General features: G+C 72.8%; 23 protein-coding genes and 1 pseudogene. 14 read left to right on the forward strand and 10 right to left on the reverse strand.

Annotation, left to right across the window (positions count from 1 at the left end; all coding sequences use genetic code 11):
- The first annotated feature begins 92 nt into the window (after positions 1-92).
- From AB0B29_RS34125 to secD, 4 genes are all read left to right on the forward strand, one after another.
- Positions 93-1,046: a sensor histidine kinase gene (locus AB0B29_RS34125; protein WP_362246006.1), complete on the forward strand. Its 954-nt coding sequence runs from the start codon at positions 93-95 to the stop codon at positions 1,044-1,046.
- Between the two features lie 2 nt (positions 1,047-1,048).
- Positions 1,049-1,732, forward strand: coding sequence for a response regulator transcription factor (locus tag AB0B29_RS34130; protein WP_362246008.1), 684 nt, complete (start codon positions 1,049-1,051; stop codon positions 1,730-1,732).
- Between the two features lie 48 nt (positions 1,733-1,780).
- The gene (locus tag AB0B29_RS34135; protein ID WP_362246010.1) at positions 1,781-2,242 is read left to right on the forward strand and encodes a hypothetical protein; all 462 of its coding nucleotides are present in this window, start codon (positions 1,781-1,783) and stop codon (positions 2,240-2,242) included.
- Positions 2,243-2,333: 91 nt separating this feature from the next.
- Positions 2,334-4,601: a protein translocase subunit SecD gene (secD, locus tag AB0B29_RS34140; protein ID WP_362246012.1), complete on the forward strand. Its 2,268-nt coding sequence runs from the start codon at positions 2,334-2,336 to the stop codon at positions 4,599-4,601.
- Here secD and AB0B29_RS34145 read toward each other — a convergent pair.
- From AB0B29_RS34145 to AB0B29_RS34170, 6 genes are all read right to left on the reverse strand, one after another.
- Entirely contained in the window at positions 4,591-5,838 is a 1,248-nt protein-coding gene (locus tag AB0B29_RS34145; protein ID WP_362246014.1) for a glycosyltransferase, read from the reverse strand. The genes secD and AB0B29_RS34145 overlap by 11 nt on opposite strands.
- Positions 5,839-6,035: 197 nt before the next feature.
- Positions 6,036-7,043 carry a trypsin-like serine peptidase gene (locus tag AB0B29_RS34150; RefSeq protein WP_362246016.1) on the reverse strand — a complete coding sequence of 336 codons (1,008 nt, stop codon included), beginning with the start codon at positions 7,041-7,043 and terminating at the stop codon, positions 6,036-6,038.
- A 268-nt stretch (positions 7,044-7,311) separates the two neighbouring features.
- Positions 7,312-7,806, reverse strand: a complete 495-nt coding sequence (locus tag AB0B29_RS34155; RefSeq protein WP_362246018.1) for an SRPBCC family protein — start codon at positions 7,804-7,806, stop codon at positions 7,312-7,314.
- A gap of 148 nt (positions 7,807-7,954) precedes the next feature.
- Positions 7,955-8,242, reverse strand: coding sequence for a zinc-ribbon domain-containing protein (locus AB0B29_RS34160; protein WP_362246020.1), 288 nt, complete (start codon positions 8,240-8,242; stop codon positions 7,955-7,957).
- A gap of 174 nt (positions 8,243-8,416) precedes the next feature.
- Complete coding sequence (gene pgm, locus AB0B29_RS34165; protein WP_362246022.1) at positions 8,417-10,057, reverse strand: phosphoglucomutase (alpha-D-glucose-1,6-bisphosphate-dependent); 1,641 nt, start codon at positions 10,055-10,057, stop codon at positions 8,417-8,419.
- Between the two features lie 230 nt (positions 10,058-10,287).
- Positions 10,288-10,716 carry a hypothetical protein gene (locus tag AB0B29_RS34170; protein ID WP_362246024.1) on the reverse strand — a complete coding sequence of 143 codons (429 nt, stop codon included), beginning with the start codon at positions 10,714-10,716 and terminating at the stop codon, positions 10,288-10,290.
- Positions 10,717-10,857: 141 nt separating this feature from the next.
- On the opposite strand from AB0B29_RS34170, the gene AB0B29_RS34175 reads away from it, so the two are divergent.
- The 3 genes from AB0B29_RS34175 to AB0B29_RS34185 all read left to right on the forward strand — a co-directional run bounded on the left by AB0B29_RS34175 (position 10,858) and on the right by AB0B29_RS34185 (position 12,383).
- Positions 10,858-11,004 (forward strand): hypothetical protein, encoded by a 147-nt coding sequence (locus AB0B29_RS34175; RefSeq protein WP_167526658.1) that lies wholly within the window; start codon positions 10,858-10,860, stop codon positions 11,002-11,004.
- 106 nt (positions 11,005-11,110) lie between these two features.
- A complete protein-coding gene (locus AB0B29_RS34180) occupies positions 11,111-11,983 on the forward strand; it encodes a hypothetical protein (RefSeq protein ID WP_362246026.1) in 873 nt (290 codons plus the stop codon).
- A gap of 76 nt (positions 11,984-12,059) precedes the next feature.
- Complete coding sequence (locus AB0B29_RS34185; protein WP_362246028.1) at positions 12,060-12,383, forward strand: antibiotic biosynthesis monooxygenase family protein; 324 nt, start codon at positions 12,060-12,062, stop codon at positions 12,381-12,383.
- Positions 12,384-12,453: 70 nt separating this feature from the next.
- Here AB0B29_RS34185 and AB0B29_RS34190 read toward each other — a convergent pair whose 3' ends face one another.
- Positions 12,454-13,806 carry a diacylglycerol/lipid kinase family protein gene (locus AB0B29_RS34190; protein ID WP_362246030.1) on the reverse strand — a complete coding sequence of 451 codons (1,353 nt, stop codon included), beginning with the start codon at positions 13,804-13,806 and terminating at the stop codon, positions 12,454-12,456.
- A 311-nt stretch (positions 13,807-14,117) separates the two neighbouring features.
- On the opposite strand from AB0B29_RS34190, the gene AB0B29_RS34195 reads away from it, so the two are divergent.
- The 4 genes and pseudogenes from AB0B29_RS34195 to AB0B29_RS34210 all read left to right on the forward strand — a co-directional run bounded on the left by AB0B29_RS34195 (position 14,118) and on the right by AB0B29_RS34210 (position 18,244).
- Entirely contained in the window at positions 14,118-14,624 is a 507-nt protein-coding gene (locus tag AB0B29_RS34195; RefSeq protein WP_362246032.1) for an SRPBCC family protein, read from the forward strand.
- Positions 14,624-15,690 (forward strand): annotated as a pseudogene (locus AB0B29_RS34200) (LLM class flavin-dependent oxidoreductase). The gene AB0B29_RS34195 and the pseudogene AB0B29_RS34200 overlap by 1 nt, the downstream one beginning before the upstream one ends.
- Positions 15,691-15,745: 55 nt before the next feature.
- Positions 15,746-16,426: a hypothetical protein gene (locus AB0B29_RS34205; protein WP_362246034.1), complete on the forward strand. Its 681-nt coding sequence runs from the start codon at positions 15,746-15,748 to the stop codon at positions 16,424-16,426.
- Positions 16,427-17,140: 714 nt separating this feature from the next.
- Complete coding sequence (locus AB0B29_RS34210) at positions 17,141-18,244, forward strand: GNAT family N-acetyltransferase (RefSeq protein ID WP_362246185.1); 1,104 nt, start codon at positions 17,141-17,143, stop codon at positions 18,242-18,244.
- Positions 18,245-18,332: 88 nt separating this feature from the next.
- Here the strand turns inward: AB0B29_RS34210 and AB0B29_RS34215 are convergent, their stop codons facing one another.
- The gene (locus AB0B29_RS34215; protein WP_362246036.1) at positions 18,333-18,923 is read right to left on the reverse strand and encodes an AMIN-like domain-containing (lipo)protein; all 591 of its coding nucleotides are present in this window, start codon (positions 18,921-18,923) and stop codon (positions 18,333-18,335) included.
- A gap of 149 nt (positions 18,924-19,072) precedes the next feature.
- Between AB0B29_RS34215 and AB0B29_RS34220 the strand changes: the two genes are divergently transcribed.
- Both AB0B29_RS34220 and AB0B29_RS34225 read left to right on the forward strand, forming a co-directional pair.
- A complete protein-coding gene (locus tag AB0B29_RS34220) occupies positions 19,073-21,640 on the forward strand; it encodes a SpoIIE family protein phosphatase (protein ID WP_362246038.1) in 2,568 nt (855 codons plus the stop codon).
- A 159-nt stretch (positions 21,641-21,799) separates the two neighbouring features.
- Positions 21,800-22,465, forward strand: a complete 666-nt coding sequence (locus AB0B29_RS34225; RefSeq protein WP_436845948.1) for a GAF and ANTAR domain-containing protein — start codon at positions 21,800-21,802, stop codon at positions 22,463-22,465.
- 4 nt (positions 22,466-22,469) lie between these two features.
- Here AB0B29_RS34225 and AB0B29_RS34230 read toward each other — a convergent pair whose 3' ends face one another.
- Both AB0B29_RS34230 and AB0B29_RS34235 read right to left on the reverse strand, forming a co-directional pair.
- The gene (locus tag AB0B29_RS34230; protein WP_362246040.1) at positions 22,470-24,605 is read right to left on the reverse strand and encodes a SpoIIE family protein phosphatase; all 2,136 of its coding nucleotides are present in this window, start codon (positions 24,603-24,605) and stop codon (positions 22,470-22,472) included.
- 457 nt (positions 24,606-25,062) lie between these two features.
- On the reverse strand, positions 25,063-25,245 hold the full coding sequence (locus AB0B29_RS34235; protein ID WP_104781672.1) for a hypothetical protein: 183 nt from the start codon (positions 25,243-25,245) through the stop codon (positions 25,063-25,065).
- Positions 25,246-25,602: 357 nt separating this feature from the next.
- On the opposite strand from AB0B29_RS34235, the gene AB0B29_RS34240 reads away from it, so the two are divergent.
- Positions 25,603-26,424, forward strand: coding sequence for a chitosanase (locus AB0B29_RS34240; RefSeq protein WP_362246042.1), 822 nt, complete (start codon positions 25,603-25,605; stop codon positions 26,422-26,424).
- Positions 26,425-26,492 lie beyond the last annotated feature (68 nt).

Genomic DNA, 26,492 nt, shown 5'->3' on the forward strand with positions numbered 1-26,492 from the left:
GGTTGCTCAGCGCCCGCCGCGAAGGCGGTGGGCCCCGCAATGCCCGACTGTGGAGGTGAGACCCGGGTTTCAGAAGGGGAGGCGCAGGGACGGTGTCCTTGTTCTGGCGGATCTTCGCGCTCAACGCCGTGGTGCTCGGCGCGGCCACGGCCTTGCTGCTGTGGGCTCCGGTCACCGTCTCCGTGCCGGTGCTGCTGACCGAGGCGGTCATCCTGGTCGGCGGTCTGGCCGTGATGCTCGTCGCGAACGCCGCGCTGCTGCGGTTCGGCCTGGCTCCCCTGGACCGGCTCACCAAGCTGATGACGACCGTGGACCTGCTGCGGCCCGGCCAGCGCCTGCCCGCTTCCGGCGGCGGCGGGGTCGCGGAGCTGATCCGGACGTTCAACGCCATGCTGGAGCGGCTGGAGCAGGAGAGGGTCGCCAGCAGCACCCGGGCCCTGCTGGCCCAGGAGGGGGAACGCCGCCGCATCGCTCAGGAACTGCACGACGAGGTCGGCCAGAGCATGACCGCGATCCTGCTGGGCCTCAAGCGCTCGGCGGACGACGCCCCGGAGCCGCTGCGCAAGGAGCTGCAGGAGTTGCAGGAGATCACCCGGGAGAGCCTGGACGAGGTCCGCCGGCTGGTGCGCAGGCTGCGGCCGGGCGTGCTCGACGATCTGGGCCTGGTGAGCGCGCTGACCTCGCTCAGCGAGGACTTCGCCACCCACACCGGGCTGCTGGTCACCCGCCGCTTCGACGCCGACCTGCCCGCGCTGGAGCCGGAGTCGGAGCTGGTCCTCTACCGCGTCGCCCAGGAGTCGCTGACCAACGTCGCCCGCCATGCGGACGCCCGGCGGGTCACCGTCGCCCTGTGCCGCGCGGACGGCGGGGTGGTGCTGACGGTGACCGACGACGGCAGCGGCATCGAGGCCCTCCGTGAAGGCGCCGGCATCCGCGGCATGCGCGAACGCGCCCTGCTCGTCGGCGGCACCCTGGAGATCACCCCGGCGCCCCGGGCCGGCACCCGCGTCCAGCTCACCGCGCCCGTCGCAAGGAAGCAGCCCTGACCATGCCCGACACCACCGCACCCGCTCCGACGGAATCCGGCGCGATTCGCATCCTGCTCGCCGACGACCACGCGCTGGTCCGCCGCGGTGTGCGGCTGATCCTCGACCAGCAACCGGACCTCGACGTGGTGGCCGAGGCCGGTGACGGGGCCGAAGCCATCGAACTGGCCCGCACCCACGACGTCGATCTGGCCGTGCTCGACATCGCCATGCCGCGGCTGACCGGTCTGCAGGCGGCCCGCGAACTGGCCGCCCTCAAACCGGGTCTGCGGATCCTGATGCTCACCATGCACGACAACGAGCAGTACTTCTTCCAGGCCCTGAAGGCGGGCGCGAGCGGGTACGTGCTGAAGTCCGTCGCCGACCGGGACCTGGTCGCCGCCTGCCGGGCCGCGATGCGGGACGAGCCCTTCCTGTACCCCGGCGCAGTCACCGCCCTGATCCGCAACTACCTGGACCGGGCCCGCCACGGCCAGGAAACGCCCGACCAGATCCTCACCCCGCGCGAGGAGGAGGTCCTCAAACTGGTCGCGGAGGGCCACTCGTCCAAGGAGATCGCGGACCTGCTGTTCATCAGCATCAAGACCGTCCAGCGGCATCGCGCCAACCTGCTGCAGAAGCTCGGCCTGCGCGACCGTCTCGACCTCACCCGTTACGCCATCCGCGCCGGTTTGATCGAGGCCTGACCCGCATCAGGGTCCGGGCCGGCCGCACATCGCGAGGAGGGGGGAACGGTGCACCGCATCGTGCGCACAGCGCCCGTCGTCAGCATGCGGCCCCGCTCCCCCGTCGCCACGGTGCACGCGGTCGTCGTGGCCGTGCTGGCCGCCGTCCTCGGTCTCGCCACCCCGCCGCCCGGCGCACCGGCCACAGGCCCGTCAGCCCACGTGACGTCAGCCGACCACATCCGGCACGACGGAACACGCACGGCGGCGGACCATCTCCGGTACGACGGGGCGTGTGCCGACGACGGGTGCGATGCCGCTCGCGTCGTCCGTGCGGCCGGCCGTCACGAGCAGCCGCACGGCGAGCGCCCGGCCCCCCGCGGACCCTCCGGCATCTGCGAACGGAGCGCGCACGTCACCCCGTGCCTGCTACCGAACCGGCACGCTCCTGCGAACCGGTGCGTGCCGGCCTCGCAGCCGCACGGGGCCCAGGACCAGGGGCGGGCGCCCCCGGCGTTCTCCGGCACCTGACGTCACTTCCCCCCGCCCCCTCCCCTTCACCGACCACACCGCAGCGGCCCGCGACGGCCGCCGCCGCGGTGTGCCCTGCCGGAGGCTCGCCTTGAACCGTGCCCTGCGCCTGAGAGCGCTCCTCGCCCTCGCCGTGCTCGCCCTGTCCCTGTACATCGCCGCCACCGTGCCCGTCCGGCTCGGACTGGACCTGCGCGGCGGTACCCAGATCGTGCTCGAGACCCGTTCCACCCCGACGGCCGACGCCGACCGTGCGGCCACCGACCGCACCCTCGAGGTGCTGCGCGGCCGCATCGACGCGCTCGGCGTCGCCGAACCCGGTCTGGTGCGCTCCGGCGACAACCGGATCATCGTCGAACTGCCCGGTGTGCAGGATCCGAAGGAGGCCGCCGACGTCCTGGGCCGCACCGCACAGCTCACCGTCCACCCCGTCCTCGGCACCGCGGACGGATCCGACGGCACTTCCCGGCCACTGCCGAAGCGCCCCCGGGAGCGCGTCCTGCCCGACGAGTCCGGCACCGCGCTGCGCCTCGGGCCCACCTCGCTGACCGGCGAGGACGTCAAGGAGGCAGCCGCCCGGTTCGACCAGCAGGGCGGCGCCGGATGGCACGTCACCGTCGGCTTCGAAGGCGCCGGCCGGGCCCACTGGGCCCGCCTGACCGGAGAAGCCGCCTGCCGGGCCCCGGGCGACCCGGCGCGGCGGGTCGCCATCGTCCTCGACGACAAGGTCATCTCCTCCCCCCAGGTCGACCCGGCCGTCGCCTGCGGGACCGGCATGCGCGACGGCGCCGCCCGGATCACGGGCTCCTACAGCGCCGAGGAGGCCCGCGAACTCTCCCTGCTCATCAACGGCGGGGCCCTGCCCGTACCCGTCGAGACCGTCGAACAACGCACCGTCGGCCCCACCCTGGGCGCGCAGGCCATCGCCGCCGGCGCCTGGGCGGCCGCCATCGGCACCGCGCTGACCTCGCTGTTCGTCATCGCCGTCTACCGGCTCATGGGGAGCCTGGCCGCCCTCGCCCTGGCCTGCCACGGCCTGGTCTCCTATGCCGCCCTGGCCGCCCTCGGCGCCACCCTGACCCTGCCGGGTCTCGCGGGTTTCGTCCTGGCCATCGGCATGGCCGTGGACGCCAACGTGCTGGTCTTCGAGAGGGCGCGTGAGGAGTACGCGGTGCGCCGCCGGCCCAGTGTCCGTTCGGCGCTCACGGCCGGCTTCCGCAACGCCTTCAGCGCGATCGCCGACTCCAACATCACCACACTCATCGCGGCGGCTCTGCTGTTCCTCCTCGCCTCCGGGCCCGTTCGCGGCTTCGGTGTCACCCTCGGCATCGGTGTGCTCGCCTCCATGTTCAGCGCCCTGGTTGTCAGCCGGGTGCTGGCCGAGTTCGCCGCGAGCCGTCCGGGCGTACGCCGTCGCCCCGGGCTCACCGGCATCGCCGGCATCGGCGCGGTCCGCGACCGCCTCACCCGCCGCAAACCCCTCCTGATGCGCCGTCAGCGCCGCTGGCTCGCCACCTCCGCCGCTGCGCTGGTGCTGGCCGGCTCGGGCATCGCCGTGCGCGGCGTCGATCTCGGCGTGGAGTTCACCGGGGGCCGCCTCATCGAGTACAGCACCAGCGGTCCCGTCGATCCGGGCCGGCTGCGTGCCGCCCTCGCCGACGCCGGATTCCCCCGCGCGGTCGTGCAGTCCTCGGGCGACACGGGTCTGACGGTGCGCACCGATCCGCTAACCCGCGCCGAGGAGGCGGAGGTCACCGGCACGCTGCGCGACCTCGACCGCCGGGCGGACAAGGTCCGCGACGAAATGATCGGTCCCAGCCTCGGCGAGGAGCTGCGCCGGGGAGCGCTGATCGCACTCGCCGTGGCCCTCGGGGCACAGTTCGTCTACCTCGCGGCGCGCTTCCGCTGGGTGCTGGGCACGGCCGCGGTCGTGGCGCTCGTCCACGACGTGGTGATCCTGCTCGGGGTCTTCGCCTGGCTCGGCAAGCCCGTCGACGGGGTGTTCCTGGCAGCCCTGCTGACCGTCATCGGCTACTCCGTGAACGACTCCGTCGTCCTGTTCGACCGGGTCAGGGAACTGGTCCGGCGCAGCCCCGGGGTTCCGTTTCCCGGCCTTGTCGACGAGGCGATCCTGCAGACCCTGCCCCGAACGGTGAACACCGGCATGGGTGCGGCGTTCATGCTCACCGCGCTCGCCGTGCTGAGCGGCCCGTCGCTCACGGACTTCGCCCTGGCGCTGCTGGTCGGCCTTGTCGTGGGGACGTACTCCTCGGTGTTCACCGCCGCTCCCCTGGCGATCCGGCTGCACCGCCGCTTCCCGCGCGTGGGGCCGTCCCGCCGGCGACCGGTCACGGCGTGAGCCGGTCCAGCGCGCTCAGGACCGGGGCCACGCCGTCCTCTTCGGCCAGGCCACGGGCCAACTCCTGGGCTCTGACGCGGTGGTGAGGCTCGCTCGTGGCGCGGCGCAGGGCGGAGGCCAGCGAACCGGCGGTGAGGTGCCGCAGGGGGACGGCGCACGGTGCCGTCCCCAGGGCGACCAGGCGCGCCGCCCAGAAGCCGCCGTCGAACTGCACGGGTACCGGAATCGTGGGGACGCCCGCGCGCAGGACGGCGGCTGTGGTGCCGGCCCCCGCGTGGTGGACCACGGCGGCGGTACGGGGGAACAGCAGCGCGTGCGGCACGTCCCCCACGGTGATCACGTCATCGTCGGCGCCGAGGGCGGCGAGGCCCGCCCAGCCCTGCTGGATGATGCCGCGCAGTCCGGCCGTCCGCAGCGCACGCACGATCTCGGCACTGAGGTGCTCGGCGTCCGGCACCGTCGCACTGCCCAGACCCACGAACACCGGCGGGGGTCCTGCGGCCAGGAAGTCCTCCACGTCACCGGGCAGTGCGCGGGTGTCGTGCGGCCACCAGTACCCGGCGACCTCCAGTCCGGGGCGCCAGTCCTTCGGCCGGGGCACCACCCGTTCGCTGAAGCCGTGCAGCACGGGCCAGTGGGCCCGCTCGTGGGCGCGCCGGCCGGCGGAGGGGCCGCGCAGCGTCATGCCGTGCCGGGTGCGCAGCCGGTGCACGGCCTGGGTGAAGACCCGGTCGACGGCGGAGATCACGGCCCGTCCGCCCAGGTGGTTGCCGACCGTGCCGAACGATCGCCCGCCGAGCATGGGAGCGCCGAACTCGCGTGTCGGGTGCTGGGGTTGGAGGAACAGGCCGAGACTGGGCAGGCTCAGTCCCTCGGCGATGGCGCGGCCCAGCGGTGCGACGGCGCCCGCCGCCAGGACGACGTCCGCGCCGCGGGCCGCCTGGACCAGGGCGTCGGTCATCTCCTCGGCCGCGGACCGGGCCATCGACACCACCCGCAGCAGCTTGCCGAGACCGGTGGTGCTGGTGTGCAGATCGCGGCCGCGGTCGGAGTGCGACACGGCGTGCGGGTCGACCGGGGTCGGGTGGAAGCGCACCCCCGATCCGGCGGCCAGGGGCTCGAACAGGCCGTGGGTGGCGAGCGTGACCTCGTGCCCGCCGCGTGCCAGCCCCGCGCCCAACCCGGTGTAGGGCGCGACGTCGCCGCGCGATCCCGCCGTCATGATCACCACGCGCATGGGTCCCAGTGTGGACCGGCCGGGCGGACGACACGCGGTGCATGGCCACACGTGGACGAAAATCGCCGTTGCGGGTGTGTCTCGGGCCGGTTCCACGGTGCCCGCTGTGCGTGGGGGCGGCTCGCGGCGCAAGGATCCGGAACCGCTTCCTCCGTCACGCGGTGACGGAGGAAGCGGTTCCGGGGTGAGGCGCCGGGTCAGGACGACTGGGCGCTCTGGTACAGGTTCTGGGCGTCCGCGCCGAAGTAGGGGCCGTACATGGCGTTCGGCAGGAAGTTGTACTTGAAGCTGTTCACCGAGGACTGCAGGCCGGTCCCGGTGGCCTCGCTGAACTGGGTGAACCAGGGGCCGCCGCTGGAGCCGCCGGTCATGTTGCAGGTCAGGCCGTGGTCGTTGGAGAGCAGGAAGTCGCGGGTGGTGGTGCCGCTGCAGTAGATGAACTTCTCGCCGTCGTACGGTGCCGCGGCCGGGAAGCCGAAGGAGTACATGGCCTTGTTGTAGCCGGTGTTGAACGCCAGCCCCTGGCCGCCGACGACGTCGGTCAGCTTCTTTCCGTCCAGCGGGGCGACCACGGCCGCGCCGATGTCGTAGTTGATGTCCTCACTGGCCGTCCACTGCGGGGTGGACAGGGTCTTGGCGGCGGCCCAGGTGCCGTACGGGCGCTGCCCGTCGTGGTAGCCGGGTACGAACACCCAGTCGGTGTGCCAGGCGCCCTCCAGCTTGACGCAGTGACCGGCGGTGATCACGGTGCTCTTGTTGGCGCTGGTGACGGCGTTGCCGGAGCAGGACGCGGTGCGGCCCTGGTAGCTGAAGAACACTCGTCCCGCGGTCTTGGCCACCGCTCCCCCACCGGCCCAGGGGCCGCCGCCGTACGGGAAGGCCAGCGGACCCGCGGCGGAGGCGGGTGCGCTGGGAGCCACGACCGTCGCCTTGCCCTTGCGCGGCGCCGGGGCCTTGACGTCGGAGCGGTCGACGGTCAGCAGGTCGAGCGGGGTGGCCTCGCGCATCCGCTGCGGGGTCCAGAAGGCCAGGGCGCGTTCCTGCGCCGAGGAGGTCATCACGCCGGGGTCCGGTGCGGCGCTCGCGGGTGTGGCGGTGACGCCGGTCGCCAGGAGCGCGGCGACGCCGGCGAGCGCGCCGAGGACGGAGCGGCGGACGCGGGTACTGCCGCCGGACGGATACGAGCTGCGAGGTCGGCCTATCACGCGGTCTCCTTCTGCTGTGGGGGCCGGGCGGCGGGAAGCCCGCCCACCCGGTCAGGCAGGGGTGTCACTGCGGACGGTCAGGGGGCAGCGTGCCACCGGGAGGCCGATATGGACAGGTGCATGTCATGACGTTGGCCGAAACTTCACGCGGCACAGCACCGAGCGCGCCACCAACGGCGGCGGCAGCAACGTGGGCACAGAAGAACCCGGCCTCACCGTGGAGGCCGGGTTCGGGGATGCCGCTGGTGTCAGAAGAGTGCGGCCGGAGTCAGAGGATGGGGCCGGCACCGCCGGTGCCGCCGGCGCCGCCCGGCTCGACACGGCCGCGCCATGCGCCGGATTCGACTCCGCGCTCCTCGATGTACTGCTTGAAGCGCCTCATGTCGCCCTTCACCCGGCGGTCGATCGTGCCCATCATGTCGCCCGCCTTCTCCACGACGCCGCTGGGCTCGACATCCAGCACGAGCTCCACCCTGGTGTGGGTGTCGTCGAGACGCTCGAAGCGGACGGAGCCCCTCTGGTGGGTGTCTCCGCTCGTCGTGCGCCACGTGACCCGCTCGTCGGCCAGCTGGTCGACGATCTCGGTGTCGAATTCGCGCCGTACCCCGCCGATCTTGGTGGTCCAGTGGTTGTGACGGTCGTCCAGCTGCCTGACCTCCTCGACGCCCTCCATGAAGTTCGGGAACTCCTCGAACTGCGTCCACTGGTTGTAGGCGGTGTGGACGGGAACGTCGACTTCCACGCTTTCCTTGATGGTGCTCATCTGACTGCCTCCGTATTCACTGATCGACTGCGGGAGGCCCATCGGCCCACTCAGGTCCGGGCCCGTGCAGGCCGAGTACCCGGGATGCTCCGGTTGCCACATCGATCGTGATCACGAGGCGCGTGCCCGAACGGTCCGGCCGCGGGGATCAGAACCGGTCGTGCTGCTGCGGCTGCCCGTACGGCTGGCCGCCCGGGCCACTGGCGTTCTGGGTCTGCAGTTGCTCCGCCTGCTCCTTGGTCACCTTCTGTTCCGCGCCGCAGAACGTGCACTGCGTCAGGTACTTCGTCGAGATCGGGAACAGCGGGACGAAGAACAGGGTGAACTTCGTGACGCGCTTCCTGAGCGTATGGGCGGCGGGGTTTCCGCACTGACCGCACACGAGCGTCAGTATCGCCAGCTGGTAGAGATAACCCTTGGTGCCGAAGATGATCACGTGTCGGTCCTTCCCGGTCGGATCTTCATCCAGTGTCCTGCATCGCGGCCACGTCGGGCGCGCGGGCCCCTCGTTCGTGTGGAGCTCCCGGCGCGGGCTGATCCGGTCGGGTGACGGTGGAGAGGCGCACGGCCCGGGCCCCGTGAGAGCGGCCCGGGCCGTGCTGTGCCGTGGTCAGCCGGACAGGGCGGTCAGCACCACGGACTTGGCCTCCTCCTGGACCCGGCCGAGGTGGTCCGGGCCGAGGAACGACTCGGCGTAGATCTTGTAGACGTCCTCGGTGCCCGAGGGGCGGGCCGCGAACCAGGCGTTGTCCGTCGTCACCTTGATGCCGCCGATGGCCGCGCCGTTTCCGGGGGCCTCGGTGAGCACCGCGGTGACCGCGTCCCCGGCCAGGGTGTCGGCGGTGACCTGCGCCGGGGAGAGCTTGGCGAGCAGGGCCTTCTCCTCGCGGGTCGCGGGGGCGTCGATGCGCGCGTACGCCGGTTCGCCGAAGCGGGCGGTCAGCGCCGCGTAGTGCTCGGAGGGGGTCTTCCCGGTGACCGCCGTGATCTCGGAGGCGAGCAGGGCGAGGAGGATGCCGTCCTTGTCGGTGGTCCACACGGAGCCGTCCCTGCGCAGGAAGGACGCCCCGGCGGATTCCTCCCCGCCGAAGCCGATGGTGCCGCCCGCCAGTCCGTCCACGAACCACTTGAAGCCGACGGGCACCTCGACCAGCTCGCGCCCCAGGTCGGTGGCGACCCGGTCGATCATGGCGGAGGAGACCAGGGTCTTGCCGATGCCGGTGGTGGCCGGCCAGCGGTCGCGGTGGGCGTAGAGGTAGGAGATGGCGACGGCCAGGTAGTGGTTGGGGTTCATCAGGCCCGCGTCCGGGGTGACGATGCCGTGCCGGTCCGCGTCGGCGTCGTTGCCGGTGGAGATGCGGAAGCGGTCGCGCTGCTCGATGAGCGAGGCCATCGCGTACGGCGACGAGCAGTCCATGCGGATCTTCCCGTCCCAGTCCAGCGTCATGAACCGCCAGGTGGGGTCGGTGTGCGGGTTGACCACGGTCAGGTCGAGGCCGTGCTGTTCGGCGATGCGGCCCCAGTAGGCGACCGACGCGCCGCCGAGCGGGTCGGCCCCGATGCGGACGCCCGCCGTGCGGATCGCGTCCAGGTCGAGCACGCCGGGCAGGTCGGCGACGTAGGTGCCGAGGAAGTCGTAGCGGACTGTGGTGGGAGCCGCGAGGGCGCGGGCGTAGGGGACGCGCCGTACGTCCTTCAGGCCGCCGCGGATGATCTCGTTGGCCCGGTCCTGGATCCAGGAGGTCGCGTCGGCGGCGGCGGGGCCTCCGCTGGGCGGGTTGTACTTGAACCCGCCGTCGGCGGGCGGGTTGTGGGAAGGCGTGACGACGACGCCGTCCGCGAGGCCGGTGGTGCGGCCGCGGTTGTGGGTGAGGATGGCGTGCGAGACGGCCGGGGTCGGTGTATAGCCGTCCGCGTCGTCGATCAGCACGGTCACGTCGTTGGCGGCGAACACCTCCAGGGCGGTGACGCGCGCGGGCTCCGACAGGGCGTGGGTGTCGGCGCCCAGGAAGAGGGGGCCGTCGATTCCCTGGCCGGCCCGGTACTCGCAGATGGCCTGGCTGGTCGCGGCGATGTGGTCGTCGTTGAACGCGTTCGTTAGCGACGAGCCGCGGTGTCCTGAGGTCCCGAACGTGACGCGCTGGCCCGGGTCGTCCAGGTCGGGGCGGCGCGCGTAGTACGCGGTGACCAGCCGAGCGACGTCGACGAGATCCTCGGGTCCGGCCGGACTTCCCGCTCGCTCGTGCTGCATGGGCCCGCTCCTCCGCATGGGTTGTTCCTTCGTGTGCGGTCCCATCCTTTCTCGTCACGGCGGGGCCGCGCGAGGGGCACGCCCCGGTGAGGGTCGGATGTGCGCCAGGCCACGTGGGAGGGGGCGGCTCGGATCATGAGGAAGGCGGCGCCACGGACCACCGGACCACCCGGTGGCGCGTAGCGCCGCCTGCTCCCCCGGTGCCGGCACGTCCATCGCGCCGGCCCTGCTCAGATCCGCCCGCCGGTGAGACGGGTGAGGGGACCGTGCGCGCCGCGTTCCGCACGGCGCCCGACGGCGTAGGACGCGGCGCTCAGGGCGGTCAGGCCCGCTCCGACGCCCGCCGCCACCAGCTTGCGGTGGGCGATGGCCGTCCAGGCCGTCTTCGCCGTGGTGGCGACGTGGCCGGAGGCCGTGACGACCGCCTGGCGGCCCGCCTCGACGCCCTTGGCCGCGGTCTGCGCGGCCGTCTTGGCCGTATCGGCGGAGCGCTCCGCGCCCGACTTGGCTGCTGACGCCGCCTCACCGGCCTTGCCCGCGGCACCCTTCGCCGCGCGGGAGGCCGGCGCGGTGGCCTTGTCCGCCGTGCGGCGGGCCTTGGCCTCGGCGGTCCGCACGGTGCTCGCCTTCTGGTTCGTGCGCTTGTTCTCTTCAGTCATGGACACCGACTTGCCTCTGACTCCGGCGGCAAACACATTCGCTCGGGGCACGCCGACCGGGCGAGGAGGTGCCTGAGCACGTCGCCGAAGGGGTAGGCGTAGTGCAGGCAGGTGACATCACGACAGGAAGGAAGGTGCGTCATGGCCGGAATGCTGGACCGCATCAAGCAGTTCGCCCGGAGCCCCCAGGGCCGGCGGGCCGTCGAACAGGCACGCCGGGCCGCGGCCGACCCCCGCAAGCGGGCCCAGGCCCAGCGCCTGCTCGGCAGGCTCAAGGGCCGCCACTGACCGGGACACCCGGCCCGCCCGATGGGCAACTCACGCTCCACACAGGTGTGTTCATGCCCGATTCGGGCACTTGGGTCGCACCACACACCTGAGGGGAGCTGGTTCGATGAGCAGGGCGGGAAACGGCAGGCGGGTCTGTGCCTTAGGCGTCGCCGGAGTCCTGGCCGGGACGGTGCTGGTCGGCTGCGGCGACGACGACTCGGCCGACGGCGCACAGGGCACCTCGGCGACATCCGGCGCCGGGGCCCGGGAACGGGGAACGCAGGCGGTGCGCTCGGCCTACGACAGGACGGCCGAGGAGGACACCGCCAAGGTGAAACTACGGGTGCGGACCTCGGCCCAGGGCGCCTCACAGACCGCGAACGGGCAGGGCGCCGTGGACCTGGACGACGGCGACAGCGTCATGACGCTCACGGTGCAGGGGCAGCAGATCGAGCAACGGGTGATCGACCAGGTCCTGTACCAGAAGCTGCCCAAGGGGCAGGCGCCGGGAGGCAAGCCCTGGATCAAGATCGACCTGAGGAAGGTCGTCGCGCGGCAGGGCGCCGGTGAGGGGTCCATGAGTGATCCGGCCCAGTCCGCCGCGTACGCCAAGGCGATCAGCGACAAGGACGTCACCGAGAAGGGCAGGGCCACGGTCAACGGCGTGGAGACCACGCACTACCGCGTCTCCGTCGACGTGACCGATCTCCCGAACGGCGACACCCTGCGCAAGCAGGTCGGTCCGACCCTGCCGATGGACGTCTGGCTGGACGACGAGGGCCGGATGCGCCGTCAGCAGCTCGACATGACCGTCAAGGCCCCGGAGACGACACAGCGGTCGTCCGCCGACGCCTCGTCCGCTCCCGAGAAGGTCTCGGTGCGCACGGTCATGGACTTCACCGACTTCGGAACCGAGGTCGAGGCGGACGAGCCTCCGGCCGGGCAGGTCACCGACATGACCGGCAAGGCCCTGGAGCAGGGCAAGCGGCAGAGCTGACCCGCCGGTCGCCGGGAGCACGCGCGGGCGGAGGGCTCGGCCCTGCGCCGACGGGACATCGGGCAAGATGGGGCACATGAGCGTAGTCAAGATCAACGTGCTGACCGTGCCCGCCGAGCAGCGGGAGACGCTGGAGAAGCGGTTCGCCTCCCGGGCGCACGCCGTGGAGAACTCCGACGGGTTCGAGTGGTTCGAGCTGCTCCGCCCGGTGGAGGGCACCGACACCTACCTCGTCTACACCCGGTGGCGTGACGAGGAGTCGTTCCAGGCCTGGATGGAGGGGCCGATGAAGAGCGCGCACCAGGGCGGCGAGGGCGGTGAACGGCCGAAGCCCGCGGCGAGCGGCTCGACGCTGTGGTCCTTCGAGGTGGTGCAGCAGGCCGGGCCGAAGGAGGCCTGACCGACGGCTTGACGCAGGAGGTCCCCCGTGCCGCTCGGCACGGGGGACCTCCTGCGTGAGCGCCCTGCGCTCAGGTGCGCCGGGAGCGCGTCGGGACGGCGGTGCGCCCGACCGCGGCCGCCAGCTTCCGCAGCCGGCGCCAGTCGAGGCGCGGGGGCGCCTCGGGCACCCCCGGACGGTCGCGGGGCACCCGGACGCGCAGGGCGCGGCGTGCGATGCGGCAGTGGACGGGGGCGGGCATGGTGAGCGCCTCACCGTCGAGGCCGACCTCCAGCTCCGCCTGGTCGGCGTCGACGACGACGCGCTGGGCGGTGAGCACCGTGAGTCCCTCCGGGCGCGGGGACAGCAGCAGTTCGGCCGCCTCCACGGCACTGTCCACCCGGACGGCGAGCACACCCAGCCGCCCGGAGTTGAGCCGCTCGCGCCGGCCGAAGCCGAAGGGGTCGTCCATGCGGTAGGCGTTGTTGCTGACCAGGATCGCCTGCGGGTCGGCGACGGTGGTGCCGTCGGCGGTGGCCGTCAGACGCGGACCGCTCTGCCGGCTGAGCAGGTCGGGCAGCCGCTCCAGTGCCGCACCCACCTTGCCCTCCCGATAGCCGGGGCTCTGCACCACGGCCCCGTACACGCCGAACGAGGCGTTGTTGACGAAGGGGCGGTCGTCGGCGAACCCGAGGTCGACGCGGAGTTCGACACCGTCGGTGAGGGCGTCGAGGCAGCTGGCGGGGTCGTCCCGGTCCAGGCCCAGGTCCATGGCGAAGTGGTTGCGCGTTCCTGCGGCGATGACGAGGAACGGCAGTCCGTGGTCCGCGGCGACGGCGGCGACCAGGGCCTGGGTGCCGTCGCCGCCGGCGACGCCCAGGAGGTCGGCTCCGTCGGCCACGGCGGCTTTGGCCAGGGCGGTGACGTCCTGGTGCTGGTCCGGGTCGAGCAGCACGACCTGGGCGCCCAACGCCTCGGCTTTCTCCTGCAGGTTGAACTTCTCGACCTTGCCGCCGCCCGAGCGCGGGTTGAGCAGCAGGAAGGGGCGCAGCGGCGGAGGTGTGCGGTACTCCTTGACCCGTACGGTCCGCAGGCCCGTGCTGCGCAGGGCGTAGCGGCCGCTCCAGACCGCCCCGCACCACAGGAGCAGGGACAGGAAGACCACCCAGAGCAGATTCGCGGTGGCGAAGAGGGTGATGAGGCCGACGGGCGCGGCGACGGCCAGGGCGGCCGACGCGATACGGACCACTCCCCGCCGGGACAGCACCCACCAGAGCGCGGCCGCGGTCACGGCGAGTCCCGCAAGGCCCGCCACGAGCAGCAGCAGCCCTCGCAGGCCGCCGGAGACGAGCGGCAGCAAGGCCGCCAGCGCGGCCGCGGCCAGGGCGCCCCGGGCGGCCCATCGCTGCCGGCGGTGAAACCGCTCGTCCATCGCCGATCCCATCTCGTCCCTCCGCTCGAAGGCCGGCGCGGGCGGACCCTGAAGACCGCGCCCCGCCGTGACCATGGTGCCCGCCGACGCTTCGGCTCCACCATCGTCTTCCCGGACGGCTCCCCCACCGTGGGTCACGTCGGACGCGACGATCCCGGGGCGGAGCCACCGGTAGCGTACGCGGCCCCGCGGGCGCGGTTCCGCGCACCGGGCCACATCGGCACGTTCAGCCACCTCCCTTCAGCCTCCCACCGCTTGACCTGGTGAGTCTCATTACGCAACCCTGTGGCGACAGTTCTTGTCGACGAGGAGGCCGGCACGCGATGGAGTGGACGGGCGCGCGGTACGCGGACCAACCGACGGTCGAGGTGACGACGTGGGTCGCCGCCCCGCCGGGGAGGGTGTGGGCTCTGGTGTCGGATGTGACGCGCATGCCCGAGATGAGCGACGAGCTGCAGTCCGCGCGGTGGACCGGGGGTGCGACGGGGCCGGCCGTAGGGGCCCGGTTCGTCGGCGGGAGCCGGCACGAGCAGTTCGGCGAGTGGGAGACGACCTCGACGGTGGTCGCGTGCGATCCCGAGCGGGTGTTCGCCTGGGCGGTCGGGGATCCCGCGGAGCCGAGCGCGGTGTGGCGGTTCGCGCTGGAGCCGAGGGACGGCGGGACCGAGCTGTCGCAGTGGATGCGGATGGGGCCGGGGCGCTCGGGGCTGTCGTTCGCGATCGACGCCATGCCGGAGAAGGAGCAGAAGATCGTGTTCGTGCGGCTGCGGGAGTTCGAGCGGGGCATGACCGCCACGCTGGAGCACATCAAGCACCGGCTGGAGGCGTGATGCGCGCGGCGACGACCGTCGAGGCGGCGGCTCTGGGCTCCTGGTCCCGGCAGGCCGACTTCGTCGTGGAGGCGGAGAAACTGGGGCTCGACGTCTGCTGGGTGGCCGAGGCCTGGGGCTCGGACGCCCCGTCCGCCCTGGGCTTCTACGCGGCCCGCACGGAACGGATGCTGCTCGGCTCCGGGGTCATGCAGGTCGGCACCCGTACGCCGGTCGCCCTCGCGCAGACGGCGATCACCCTGTCGAACCTGTCCGGAGGGCGGTTCCTGCTGGGCTCGGCCCGTCCGGTCCGCAGGTGATGGAGGGCCTGCACGGGGTGGCGTTCGACCGTCCCCTGGCGCGGGTGCGCGAGACGGTGGAGATCCTGCGGCAGGTGGTCGCGGGGGAGAAAATCGCCTACTCGGGCTCCGAGTTCGGTATTCCGCTGCCCGGCGGGGAGGCGGTACCGATGCGTCTGTCGATGCGCGCCGAGCACCCCGTCCCCGTCTACCTGGCGGCTCTGTCGCCCGCCATGCTGCGGCTCACCGGCCGGGTCGCGGACGGCTGGCTCGGCACCAGCTTCGTTCCCGAGGGCGCCGCGGAGGCCTATTTCGCTCCCCTGGACGAGGGGCTGGCCGCCGCCGGCCGTGAGCGCGCCGGCTTCGACGTCTGCCAGGGCGCCGAGGTCGCGTTCGCCCGGGACGAGGACGCGCTGGCCGCCATGGTCGCGGGACGGAAGAAGGAACTCGCCTTCAGCCTGGGCGGCATGGGGTCAGCGTCGACCAATTTCTACAACCGGGCCTACAGCCGCCAGGGCTGGGCCGAGGTCGCGGCCGAGGTCCGGCGGCGCTGGCAGGCGGGCGACCGGGACGGCGCGGCTGGCCTCGTATCCGACGAGATGGTGCTGGCCACCACGTTCATCGGCACGGAGGAGATGGTGCGGCGGCGCCTGCGCGTGTGGTGCGACGCCGGGGTGAACACCGTCCGCCTCTACCCGGCCGGCGAAACCCTCGACGAGCGGCTCGACACCCTCGGCAGGGCGATCGAGCTGGTCCACGAGACCGAGCCGACCGGGGCGGGCGGGTAGGCTCCCCTGGTTGATCACCGGCCGACATGACCGACAGGGGGGCTCCGTGCGGGCCATGGCCAAGCTGACGACGACCGCGCTCTGCCTGCTGACGGGGGTGGCCCTGGCCGGGTGCGGGGCCGGCGGTTCCGGCGAGGACAGGTCCGCGGGCGAGATCCTCGACGAGGCCAATGCGCGGATGCGGAGGCTGGACACCGTCACCGTGGACATCACCAACCGCACCACGAGCGGCGCCACGGTGACCAGCCACCTCGTGACCGACCTGGACAGCCGGTGCAGGTCGAGGACCACCTGGTCCGGAGGTGGCGCCCTGGAGCAGATCCGGCTGGGCAGGACCGACTACGTCCGTCCGAACCGGGCCTATCTGCAGAAGTGGAAGAACAACCCCGGCATCACCGGCGAGCAGAAGCAGTGGGTGAAGACGCCGGTGGACCCGGCCTCCAGGGGCGGTGACGGCCTCACCTCCTGCACCCGGCCCTTCGACTCGTTCGGCACCGCGAAGAAGGGCGGATCCACGCGCGTCGGAGACACGAAGGCCATCAAGCTGATCGTCACCGACAAGGCGGACAAGGAAGGGACGTACACCTTCTACGTGGCCGACGAGGGCGAACCGTATCTGCTGAAGACGGTGTACAAGAGCGCCGCGCAGCACACCATCACGGCGTTCAGCGGTTTCGACGAGCCGCTGGACCTGCGGGCGCCGAAGCCGGGCGAGGTGCTGGGCGTCGGCGACTGAGCACCCGTCAGGAGGCGGCGCTTTCCGTCGGATTTCCGTCGGCAACCGACCGAGAGGGACGAATCGTCACACCAGGGCTTGACGGGGTGGAGCCGGGCTCGGCCTACTGGAAGCGCAGCCGGCCGTGTCGGGGGTCTGGTCCGGTGCCGGCCCTGGCGTCGAGTCCACTCCGTACTCCCCCACCGGAACGCGGGTCAGGGGTCTGATGGTGCGACGACGTTGGGCAGCGGTGGTGGGTCTGGTGACCTGCGTGCTGTTGCTGCAACTCGTCGTCCCCGGGTTCGCGGGCCACGGGCGTCCTGCCGTGACGGTCGCGGCGGCGATGGACGCGACGGCTTCGGGCGCCGCTTCGGGCGCCGAGGCCCAAGGGGCCGGAGGGGCCGAAGGGGCCGAAGGGGCCGGAGAGTCGTGCCCCTGTGAGGACGAGCCGTCGGTTCGTCAGCTCGCGGCGCGCACTCCGCGGGCCACGGGGGCGGCAGGGGCGAGCCCGGTGGTGACCGGGGCGGCCTTGGTGGGCCACGGCGGTACGGATCTGCGTGCGGCGCCAACGAGTCCGTGTCCGGAGGCGGCCGGATCCGCCCCGAGCGCCGAACGGTTGCAGACGTTCCGCTGCTGAGCGACGGCAGTACCGCCGAGGGCCTGCGCCGTGCGGCCTGAGTACTGCCCTGGTGCCGAATCGCGGTGATGTGCAGGCCTTCGTGTGTCCCCATGCCGATGACACAGGAGGCAGAGTTGCCTGGAAAGCGCGTTCTCGTTCTGAGGCCGGACGAACTCGGCCCGAACGACCAGAAGATGTGGCGGGAGATCCGGACGGAGTCCGGCGCACCGGCGAATCCGTTTCTCGACCCGGCCTTCACCGTGGCGGTGGGTCAGGTCAGGCCGGGGGCCAGAGTGGCGGTGCTGCTGGACGACGGTTCACCGGTGGGGTTCTTCCCGTACGAGGCGGGGGTGCTGGGGCAGGGCCGGGCCATCGGGCTGGGGGTGTCCGACAGTCAGGGGGCCGTGCTGCGCCCCGGGATCGGGCTGGACGCCCGGCGGTTGTTGCGGGTCTGCGGTCTGTCGTCCTTCGAGTTCGACAATCTCGAAGCCGGTCAGGAGGTGTTCGTGCCGCACGCGGTCGAGGAACTCGCCTCCCCGGTCGTCGACATCGGCGAGGGCTTCGCGGCGTACACGGAACATCTGCGGGCGCGGTCGCCGGGCTTTCTCAGACAGCTGCTGGCCAAGGAGCGCAGGCTGGCCCGGCAGGTAGGCGAGGTGCGGTTCGTGTACGACGCCCGGGACCCGGCGGCGCTGCGGGCGCTGATGGAGTGGAAGTCGGCGCAGTACCGGCGGACCGGCCGGCGGGACCGGTTCGCCCAGGAGTGGATCACCCGGCTGGTGGAGCTGGTCGGGGAGAGCGAGGAGCCGGAGTGCCGCGGCGTGCTGTCCGTGCTGTACGCCGCCGGACGGCCCGTCGCCGCGCATCTGGGACTGCGCTCGCGCACGGTGCTGTCCTGGTGGTTCCCCGCGTACGACCGTGCGTACGCCAGGTACTCCCCCGGCCTGCTGCTGCAGTTGCGGATGCTGGAGGCCGCTGCGGGCGACGGCATCGAAACCGTCGACCTGGGCAGCGGGCCGGCGCGCTACAAGGAGTCGCTCAAGACCCGTGACCTGCGCGTGTACGAAGGAGCGGTGGTGCGGCCGGTGCCGGGTGGAGCCGCCCACTGGCTGGGCCGCGAGCCCGCCCGGGCCGCCCGCCGCTTCGTCCGCGGCCGGCCCCGGCTGGCCGGTGCGGCGGCCCGGACGCTCGAGGAAGTGGGCCGGTTGCGCGGCGGCTGAGGCCTGGTTGAGCGAGGCGGCTGAGGCCTGTTCAGCAAGCGGCGCCCGGCCCCTGAGGGCCGGGCGCCGTGCGGTCGGCCCGTGGCCGTCAGCCCGTGGCGGTCCAGCTGTGGGCGACGTCCACGACGACACGGTCGTCCAGCTGCTGCACCCGGAAGGGCAGCCGCGCGCGGACGCCGAGACCGATCTGGGTCTGCCCCTCGAAGCTGCCGGCGAAGCGGGTGTCCCGGAAGGTGCGGTAGCCGGTGAGGTCCACGCCCGGCAGGGGGCGCGCCACCTGGCCGGGATACGTGGCCGCGCCGGTCTCCGGGTCGTACGCGGGCGCGCTCACCCGTACCTCGAGCACGGCACCGCCGGACACGGGGATGTAGCGGCCCGAGCCGTCCTGGTAGAGCTTGTCGACGTACTGGACGGTGTAGCCGACGCCGCTGCCCGCGCCGGGCACGTCGATGACCATCCGGTCGAAGCAGGTGTGACCACCGGTCCTGACGTCGGTCATCGGTGCGACGCCGGAGCCGGCGTCGGTCTTGGCGAGGCTTCCCCAGCCGGTCGGACACGCGGTGGCCCGTGCGGCGGACTGCGGGCCGGCCACCGGTGCGGCGCCGGCCGGGATGGCCGCCACGCCCACCGTGGCGCCCACGAGTGCGAGAGTCGCGCATGCTCTTCTGATACGTACCATTGCCGCCCCCGAGGCTTGCATGTGGGTGATGCCGGTTGAGACGGCCGGGGCGGCCGAAAGGTTGCACTTGCCGCGCCGGAGCGCCGACCATGGCACATCCTGGTGGGGAGCGATTGGTGTCCGGTGCGTCCGTACCGGGAGGACGCGACATGGATGAGGCAGCCGCCGTACCGGACGGGCCCCGGTCAGCCACCGGCCCGAGTGGGAACGGGGCTGAGGGCCGGGTCCCGGCCGAGGACCCGGGCCGGATCGAGGACGCCCTGACGACCCCGCTGGTGGAGGCCGTGCGGGACCTCGACGGCTACGGCGGGCTGGTCTACCTGCGCTCCCGCGACCGGCGCTCGCTGGTGCTGGCGATGATCACCGGGGTGCCCCGTTCGCTGCTCAGGAGCTGGTGGCGGGTGCCGGTGGGCGGTGCCCTGCCCATGGCGGAGGCCTACCGGCGCGACGAGACGCTGTGGCTGCCGGACGAGCACGCCACCATGGTCCGCTTCCCGCACTTCACGGCCGGGCTCCCCTACTCTTTCGGCTCCGCCTACCAGCCCGTCCGCGCCGGCGGCGAGGCGGTCGGTGTGCTGGTGGTGCTGCGCTCGGCGGCCCGGGCCCCGATGGACGGTGAAGCGGTCGGTTCCGCGCTGCGCCCCGCCGAGCGGGCCATGGAAGAGCGCCTCGACCGCCTGGTCGCGAGCCGGCCGGACCCGGACTCCGCCGCCCACTACGTCGAGTACGACGACGAGCCGATCAGCGTGCGGTTGCCCACCTCGGCCGCCCACCCGGTCCGGGTCGGACTCATCGACTGGGACCTGGACACCGACCGCTGCACGGCGGACGACGACGCCCTCGCGCTCCTCGGCCTGGACCGGTCGGCCTACGGCGGCACCATCGCGGACATCGAGGCCCGTGTCAGCCCCGACGACCTGCACGAACTGCGCGAGAGCCGCCACGACGCGCTGGCCGACGGCCGGGTCAGGTCACGACACTTCCGGGTCCGCGACGAGTCCCGGGGCGAGGAGAAGGCCGGCTACCGGCCGGTCGAGCTGTGGGGCCATCTCGTCCAGGGCGGGGCCGGGTCCGCGCGGATCCTGGTGGGCGCCCTCGTCGACGCGGGCGGCGGACTCACTGCGGCCGGAGCGGCCGAGCGGTTGCCCGACGGGCTCTTCTCCCTGGACCAGGACGGCCGTCTGACGTACGCCAACCGTCGCTGCGAGGAACTGCTGGGCTCCGGCCGGGAGGACCTCTTCGGCCGCTACCCGTGGGAGGTGGTCACCTGGCTGCGGGACCCCGCGTACGAGGACCGCTACCGGGCGGCGATGCTGTCGCAGGAGCAGGTCTCCTTCCTGGTCCGGCGGCCCGACGGGAGCTGGCTGAGTTTCGTGCTCTACCCGGACGTGCACGGGCTGACCGGCCGGGTCTTCCCCACCGGGCCGCCCAGCGGCGCCGAGCGGGGACCGGTAGCCGCTTCCGACGCCGGCGGGGGCCTCGGCGTCGTCGCGCCGCCGCCCGGGCCGGTGGCGGCAGCGCGGGCCGGAGCGCTCTACCACGTGGTGCAGATGGCGAGCGTGCTCACCGAGGCGGTCACCGTGCTGGACGTGTGCCGGGCCGTGTCGGAGCAGTTGCTGCCCGCGTTCGGCGCCCGGGAACTGGCCCTCTACACCGTCCGTGAGGGCCGGATGTACCTGCTGTGGGAGTCGGGCTACCCGGAGGGCTTCCTCACCCCGTTCGAGGGTGTCACCCTCGACACACAGCTGCCCGGCGTGCACGCGCTGACCACGCGGCTGCCCCTGTTCTTCGAGTCGCCCGAGGAGCTCTCCCTCGCCTATCCGGGCATCACCCTGGACCGCATGCAGGCCTGGTCGTTCCTGCCGCTGATCGCCTCCGGCCGCTCCGTCGGGTCCTGCATCCTCGGCTGGGACGCCCCGCACCGGTTCACCCCGGACGAGCGGTCCGCCCTCACCGCGCTGAGCGGCCTGGCCGCCCAGGCGATGGAACGGGCGCGGCTGTACGACTCGGAGTCCGCCGTCGCCCGTGGTCTCCAGGAGGGACTCCTGCCGCACCGGCTGCCCGCCGTCCAGGGCCTGCGCACCACCGGCCGCTATCTGCCCGGTACGCAGGGCATGGCGATCGGCGGCGACTGGTACGACGTGATCACCACCGGGCGTGGCGTGGCCCTGGTCATCGGGGACGTCGAAGGCCACAGTGTCGGCGCCGCCGCGGTGATGGGGCAGCTGCGCAGCGCGGTGCACGCCTTCGCGGCGAGCGAGCGCCCGCCGCAGGAGGTCATCACCCACACCAACCGGCTGCTGAGCGAACTGGAGTCGGACGTCTTCGCCACCTGCTGTTACATCGAACTCGACCCGGCCACCGGACGGGCCCTGGCCGTGCGGGCCGGCCATCCCCCGCCGCTGCTGCGCCACCCCGACGGGCGGGCCGAGACACTGGATCTCGAGGGCGGCGTCATGCTGGGCGTGCAGCCCGACGCGGTGTACCCCGTCACCGCGCTCACCCTGGCCCCCGGCAGCGTGCTCGCCCTGTACACCGACGGGTTGGTCGAGCGGCCCGGCAGCGACATCGAGTCCGGCATCGACGCGGTCCGCCGCCGTCTGTCCGAGACCCCGGCGGACTCGGTGGAGCACCTCGCCGACCGGCTGGTGGGCACGGCCCGTCAGGCCCGGGAGCGGCCGGACGACGTGGCTCTGCTGCTCACGGCGTACCGGTGATCGCCGTGCTCACCCCGGGCAGGCCGCCGCCACGGCACCCGACCGAACGGGCGAACGGGCGAACGGGCGAACCGGCGTGCGAAGCGGCACGGAGTACGGTGGTCAGGACCGGTGAGCAGGGCGGTGGTTGCGGTGGAGTGGCAGCGGTACGCCGAGCAGATGGCCCGGCTCGCCCGGGACCTGGGCTCGCAGGATTCGGTCCAGGCGACGCTGGACGCCATCTCGTCGTCGGCGGTGAAGGTGATCGACGGCTGTGACGCCGCCGGCATCCTGGCGGTCTCGAAGGGCCGGGCCGTGACCCTTTCCGTGTGCGGGGACATGGTCGCGGAGTCGGACCGGTTGCAGGGCGAGTTCGGTGAGGGGCCGTGCTTCGACGCCGCACGCCGCGTGGACGGGGAGCGGCTGTTCCGGGTCGCCGACATGACCCGGCCGCAGCCGTCCTGGCCGCGGTACAGCCGGGCGGCCCGCGACCTCGGGATCGGCAGCATGACCGGTGTCCTGCTCTACACCCACGAGGAGGACTTCGGTGCGCTGAACCTCTACTCGCGCCGTCCCGGGGCCTTCGGCGAGGACATCGAGGCCGCGGGCTGGCTGCTCGCCTCCCATGCCGCGGTGGCGCTGGCGACGGCCCGTACCGTGGACCAGCTGGAGCACGCGCTGGAGACCCGGCACGCCATCGGTGAGGCCATGGGGATCCTGATGGAGCGCCATGAGCTGGGCGAGGACGAGGCTTTCGGTGTGCTGCGGCGCATCTCCCAGGACCACAATCTCAAGCTGCGCGACGTGGCCCGGCGGGTCACGTCCGGTTCCCCGGACCCGGATTGACGTCTCACGCCGTACCGTCGCCGAGCCGGGAGGCGCGCAGGAGCAGCACCGCTATGTCGTCCGCGTGCTGTCCGGTGGGGGTGGTGTGGCGGACGAGCCGGTCGATGAGCCGTTCCAGGTCGTGGCCGTCGGCGGTGTCCAGGTGGGCGGCGAGGTCGGTGGTGGTGCGGGTGGCGTCGGTGCCCGGGAGTTCGACCAGGCCGTCGGTGTACAGGGCGAGGGTGGTGCCCGGGAGCAGGGGCACGGTGGTGACCGGGTAGTCGGTGCCGGTGTCGATGCCCAGCAGCGGGCCGGGCTCGATGTCGAGGACGCCGGCGGGGTGCCGGGCCTGGCGCAGCAGGGGCGGCACGTGTCCCGCGCTGGCGAGGGACGCCCGGTGGCGGCCCAGGTCGAGGTGGACGAAGAGGCAGGAGACGAGCAGTTCGGAGTCGAGGTCGGCCAGGAGCCGGTTGGTGCGGGCGAGGACCTGGCCGGGTGCGGCGCCGGCGGTGGCGTGGGCGTGGATGGCGGTGCGGACCTGGCCCATGAGGGCGGCGGCGGCGACGCTGTGGCCTTCGACGTCGCCGATCACGGCGGCCGCGCTCGTGTCGTTCAGGCGCAGCACGTCGAAGAAGTCTCCGCCGACCTCGGTGCCGTGGCCGGCGGGCAGATAGCGGGCGGCGACGTCGAGGCCGGGCAGGCGCGGCAGGGCCCGGGGCAGCAGGGCGCGCTGCAGTTCGTGCACGAGCCGGTGTTTGGTGTCGTAGAGCCGGGCGCGGTCGAGGGCCTGGGCGATCAGGCCGGACAGCGAGGTGAGGACGGCGCGTTCGTCGGCGGTGAAGGTGTGCGGCCGGGTGTAGGACAGGATGCAGCAGCCGACCGGTCGGCCGGAGATGATCAGGGGGAGGAACGCCCAGGCCTGTTTGCCGCTGATCTGCGGTGCTCTGGGGTAGTTGGCGGCCAGCTCGCCGGGGTCGGCGAAGAAGGCGGGGGTGCCGCTGGCGAGGACCTGGCCGGCGGGGGTGAGGTCGGTGTCCAGGGAGAGGGCGTCGAGCCGCTCCACGGCGTCGGGCGGATAGCCGTGGTGGCCGATGATCTTCAGCCGGCCGGCGTCGACACTGGACAGCACCAGGCCCTGGGCGCCGAAGGCGGGCAGGATCTGGTGGGCGATCAGCGCGACGAGGTCGCGCACGGTCACCGACTCGGTGAGCGCGGCGGCCAGGTGCACGAGTTGGTAGAGGCGTCCCGTCGGGGCCGCGGCGGGTGGCCGCGCGCCGGTGGGCGGCGTCGCGTGCTCGGTCTGCTCCGCGCTCGGCAGGACGCGGACGCTGATGCCGCTGGCGTCGGGGTAGAGCTGGAAGGTCAGCGAGTGGTCCGGCGGGCGGAGCGCGGTGAAGGAGACCGGGGCACGGCTGACGATCGCCGTCCGGTAGTGGTCCTCGACGACCGGGTCGTCGAGCCAGGGCAGGGAGTGCCAGGGACGGGTGCCGAGGAGACGGTCTGCGCCGCGGCCGAGCAGACGTGCCGCGGCGGCGGTCGCGAAGGTGATGCGGCCCTCCAGATCGAGGGCCAGGGCCCCTTCGGGCAGGCGTTCGAGGTAGTCGGCCGCGGCCAGACCGGTCTGCGCGGGGTGACGGGTGGTCCCGACGGGAACGACGCGCGGCTGGTCGGGCAGGGACGGCGGCCGGGTGGCGTCGTCCAGGAGGCGGGCCATGCGGCGGGCGCTGGAGGTGATGTGACCGTGTTCGCGTGGTGTGACCCGGCGCGGCCGCCCGGCGGGCCACATCAGCACGAGACCGCCCCAGGAGCGTCGTACGCCGGTCAGCGGGGCGGCGACCAGGGCGAACGGATAGGGCAGGACGGCGGCGGCCCGGGGGTAGCGGCGGGCCATCTCGTCCTGGCCGGCGATGCTGACCAGGGCGTCGTCGTGGATCGCGTCGGTGACCGGGACCGGCGCGGTCAGGGGCAGCCGCTGCCAGGGGGCACTGAAGGCCATCGGAAGACCGCACAGGGCGACCAGCCGCAGCACCGGCTCCGCGTCCTCGATCAGATAGAGGCCGCCGATCGAGGCGCCGGTGCCGCGCACGGTGTCGGCCAGCACGATCCCCAGGGCATCGTCCGGCGATCCGGAGTCGCCGGGGTGCTCCTTGCTCCCGGGCATGGTGTCCTCCCGCTCCTACCCCGGACGCTACGCCTGGCCGAGCGTGCGGGCACCCCGTCCGGACGGGGTGCCCGGTTCGCGGGTGGATGTACAGGGCCGGGGCAGGGCCGTGGGGGGGTCGGCGACCGCACACCGGCGGTTTCTTCGCGCAGGCGGCCGTGCCGGCGGACGTCTGCCGGCAGAATCGGGATCCTGGACGGCATGGGGAGGCCGGCTTGCAGACGCTGACATCGCGGGACCCGCTGGCCGTCGCCGTCACGCAGGCGATCCGGGCCGGAGATCTGCCTGGCGACCGCGCAGTACCTGCACCAGCACGGCGCGGACCCGCACTGGTGCGGCTACGACGGCATGGCCCCGCTCGACATCGCCCGCGCCCAGGACGCCGACGACGTCGTGCGGTGGCTGTGCGACCCGGGCGCGAGGAGTGCCTCCTGGCGTCCCGCCGCGGCCCGACGCCTCACAGGCAGTAGCGCACGAGCCATTCATCCTGGTTGTACGCGGTGCGCGCCGGGTCGGGCACGCTGGCTGCCCGCTCCTCGACCATGTCCTCCACGCGCACCGGCTCCGGCAGTGCCCCGAAGCGTGCCCGGCGGGCGGCGCTCTCCGCCTCGCTCCCCTGCTGCGACGTCGCCTCGTCCACGGCGATTCCCCTCTCCGGCTGGTCGGTCCGACCGTTCGGCCCTAGGTGGGCAAAGGGTTGACGTGCGAGAGGGGTTCTTGGTTCCCGCGGCGTCGATCCGTACCGGAGGCGAACCGGCTTGTTCGACCCTACGAACCTGCAACCCGCCTGTTTCCCTTGCGGCCCCACAGTGATAGGAAACTTTCCTATCAGTTCAGCGCACCAGGCCCCCTTCGGTTCAGAGCACGGGCTCTTCCACCCCCTTCGGTTCAGCGCACTGGTTCTTCCACCCCCCTTCGGTTCAACGCGCCCGCTCCTCCACCCCTTTCAGTTCTGCACGGCCCGCTCTTCCAACCCCCCACTCCGTTTGGAGGCACCGTGAGACACCCCTTTGCCCCGGCCGGCCGCCGTACCGTCCTGGCGCTGTTCGGCGCGGCCCTCGCCGCCACTCCGTTCCTGAAGCCACCGCGCGCCACGGCCTCCGTGGCCGCGGTCGGACTCGACGACCCGGCTAAGAAGGAGATCGCCATGCAACTCGTGTCGAGCGCGGAGAACTCCTCGCTCGACTGGAAGGCGCAGTACCCGTACATCGAGGACATCGGCGACGGCCGCGGGTACACCGCCGGCATCATCGGGTTCTGCTCCGGCACCGGCGACATGCTGGGTCTCGTCGAGCTCTACACCGCCCGCAGGCCCGGCAACGCCCTCGCGAGGTACCTGCCCGCCCTGCGCGAGGTCGACGGCTCCGACTCGCACGACGGACTCGACCCCGGCTTCCCCGGTGACTGGCGCCGGGCGGCGCGGGACGCCGGGTTCCGGCGCGCCCAGGACGACGAGCGCGACCGGGTGTACTTCGATCCGGCGGTCGCGCAGGGGAAGGCCGACGGGCTGCGTGCGCTGGGCCAGTTCGCCTACTACGACGCCATCGTCATGCACGGCGACGGCGGCGACCCGACGAGTTTCCGCTCCATCCGCAGGCGGGCCCTGCGGACGGCGAAGCCGCCGGCGCAGGGAGGTGACGAGGTGACCTACCTCCACGCCTTCCTGGACGCACGAGTGTGGGCCATGAAGCAGGAGGAGGCACACAGCGACACGAGCCGGGTCGACACGGCCCAGCGCGTCTTCCTGAACCGGCGCAATCTCGATCTCACCCCGCCGCTGGACTGGAAGGTCTACGGCGACAGCTACCACATCGGCTGACGCAGCGGCCCGGGGAAGTGGTCCCTGAACCAGGCACGGAAGTGGACTGCTTCCCGGGCCGCCCGGCT

The sequence above is a fragment of the Streptomyces tibetensis genome, from assembly GCF_040647715.1.
In the GTDB taxonomy this organism is placed as follows: domain Bacteria; phylum Actinomycetota; class Actinomycetes; order Streptomycetales; family Streptomycetaceae; genus Streptomyces; species Streptomyces tibetensis_A.

What these genes read in the sequence shown, in the direction of transcription:
- AB0B29_RS34190 (WP_362246030.1), bottom strand. Translation starts at nt 13,806, where the DNA reads ATGGGATCGGCGATGGACGAGCGGTTTCACCGCCGGCAGCGATGGGCC.
- AB0B29_RS34195 (WP_362246032.1), top strand. Translation starts at nt 14,118, where the DNA reads ATGGAGTGGACGGGCGCGCGGTACGCGGACCAACCGACGGTCGAGGTG.
- AB0B29_RS34185 (WP_362246028.1), top strand. Translation starts at nt 12,060, where the DNA reads ATGAGCGTAGTCAAGATCAACGTGCTGACCGTGCCCGCCGAGCAGCGG.
- AB0B29_RS34220 (WP_362246038.1), top strand. Translation starts at nt 19,073, where the DNA reads ATGGATGAGGCAGCCGCCGTACCGGACGGGCCCCGGTCAGCCACCGGC.
- AB0B29_RS34175 (WP_167526658.1), top strand. Translation starts at nt 10,858, where the DNA reads ATGGCCGGAATGCTGGACCGCATCAAGCAGTTCGCCCGGAGCCCCCAG.
- AB0B29_RS34180 (WP_362246026.1), top strand. Translation starts at nt 11,111, where the DNA reads ATGAGCAGGGCGGGAAACGGCAGGCGGGTCTGTGCCTTAGGCGTCGCC.
- AB0B29_RS34145 (WP_362246014.1), bottom strand. Translation starts at nt 5,838, where the DNA reads ATGCGCGTGGTGATCATGACGGCGGGATCGCGCGGCGACGTCGCGCCC.
- pgm (WP_362246022.1), bottom strand. Translation starts at nt 10,057, where the DNA reads ATGCAGCACGAGCGAGCGGGAAGTCCGGCCGGACCCGAGGATCTCGTC.
- AB0B29_RS34155 (WP_362246018.1), bottom strand. Translation starts at nt 7,806, where the DNA reads ATGAGCACCATCAAGGAAAGCGTGGAAGTCGACGTTCCCGTCCACACC.
- AB0B29_RS34130 (WP_362246008.1), top strand. Translation starts at nt 1,049, where the DNA reads ATGCCCGACACCACCGCACCCGCTCCGACGGAATCCGGCGCGATTCGC.
- AB0B29_RS34210 (WP_362246185.1), top strand. Translation starts at nt 17,141, where the DNA reads ATGACACAGGAGGCAGAGTTGCCTGGAAAGCGCGTTCTCGTTCTGAGG.
- AB0B29_RS34230 (WP_362246040.1), bottom strand. Translation starts at nt 24,605, where the DNA reads ATGCCCGGGAGCAAGGAGCACCCCGGCGACTCCGGATCGCCGGACGAT.
- AB0B29_RS34170 (WP_362246024.1), bottom strand. Translation starts at nt 10,716, where the DNA reads ATGACTGAAGAGAACAAGCGCACGAACCAGAAGGCGAGCACCGTGCGG.
- AB0B29_RS34205 (WP_362246034.1), top strand. Translation starts at nt 15,746, where the DNA reads ATGGCCAAGCTGACGACGACCGCGCTCTGCCTGCTGACGGGGGTGGCC.
- AB0B29_RS34225 (WP_436845948.1), top strand. Translation starts at nt 21,800, where the DNA reads ATGGCCCGGCTCGCCCGGGACCTGGGCTCGCAGGATTCGGTCCAGGCG.
- AB0B29_RS34215 (WP_362246036.1), bottom strand. Translation starts at nt 18,923, where the DNA reads ATGGTACGTATCAGAAGAGCATGCGCGACTCTCGCACTCGTGGGCGCC.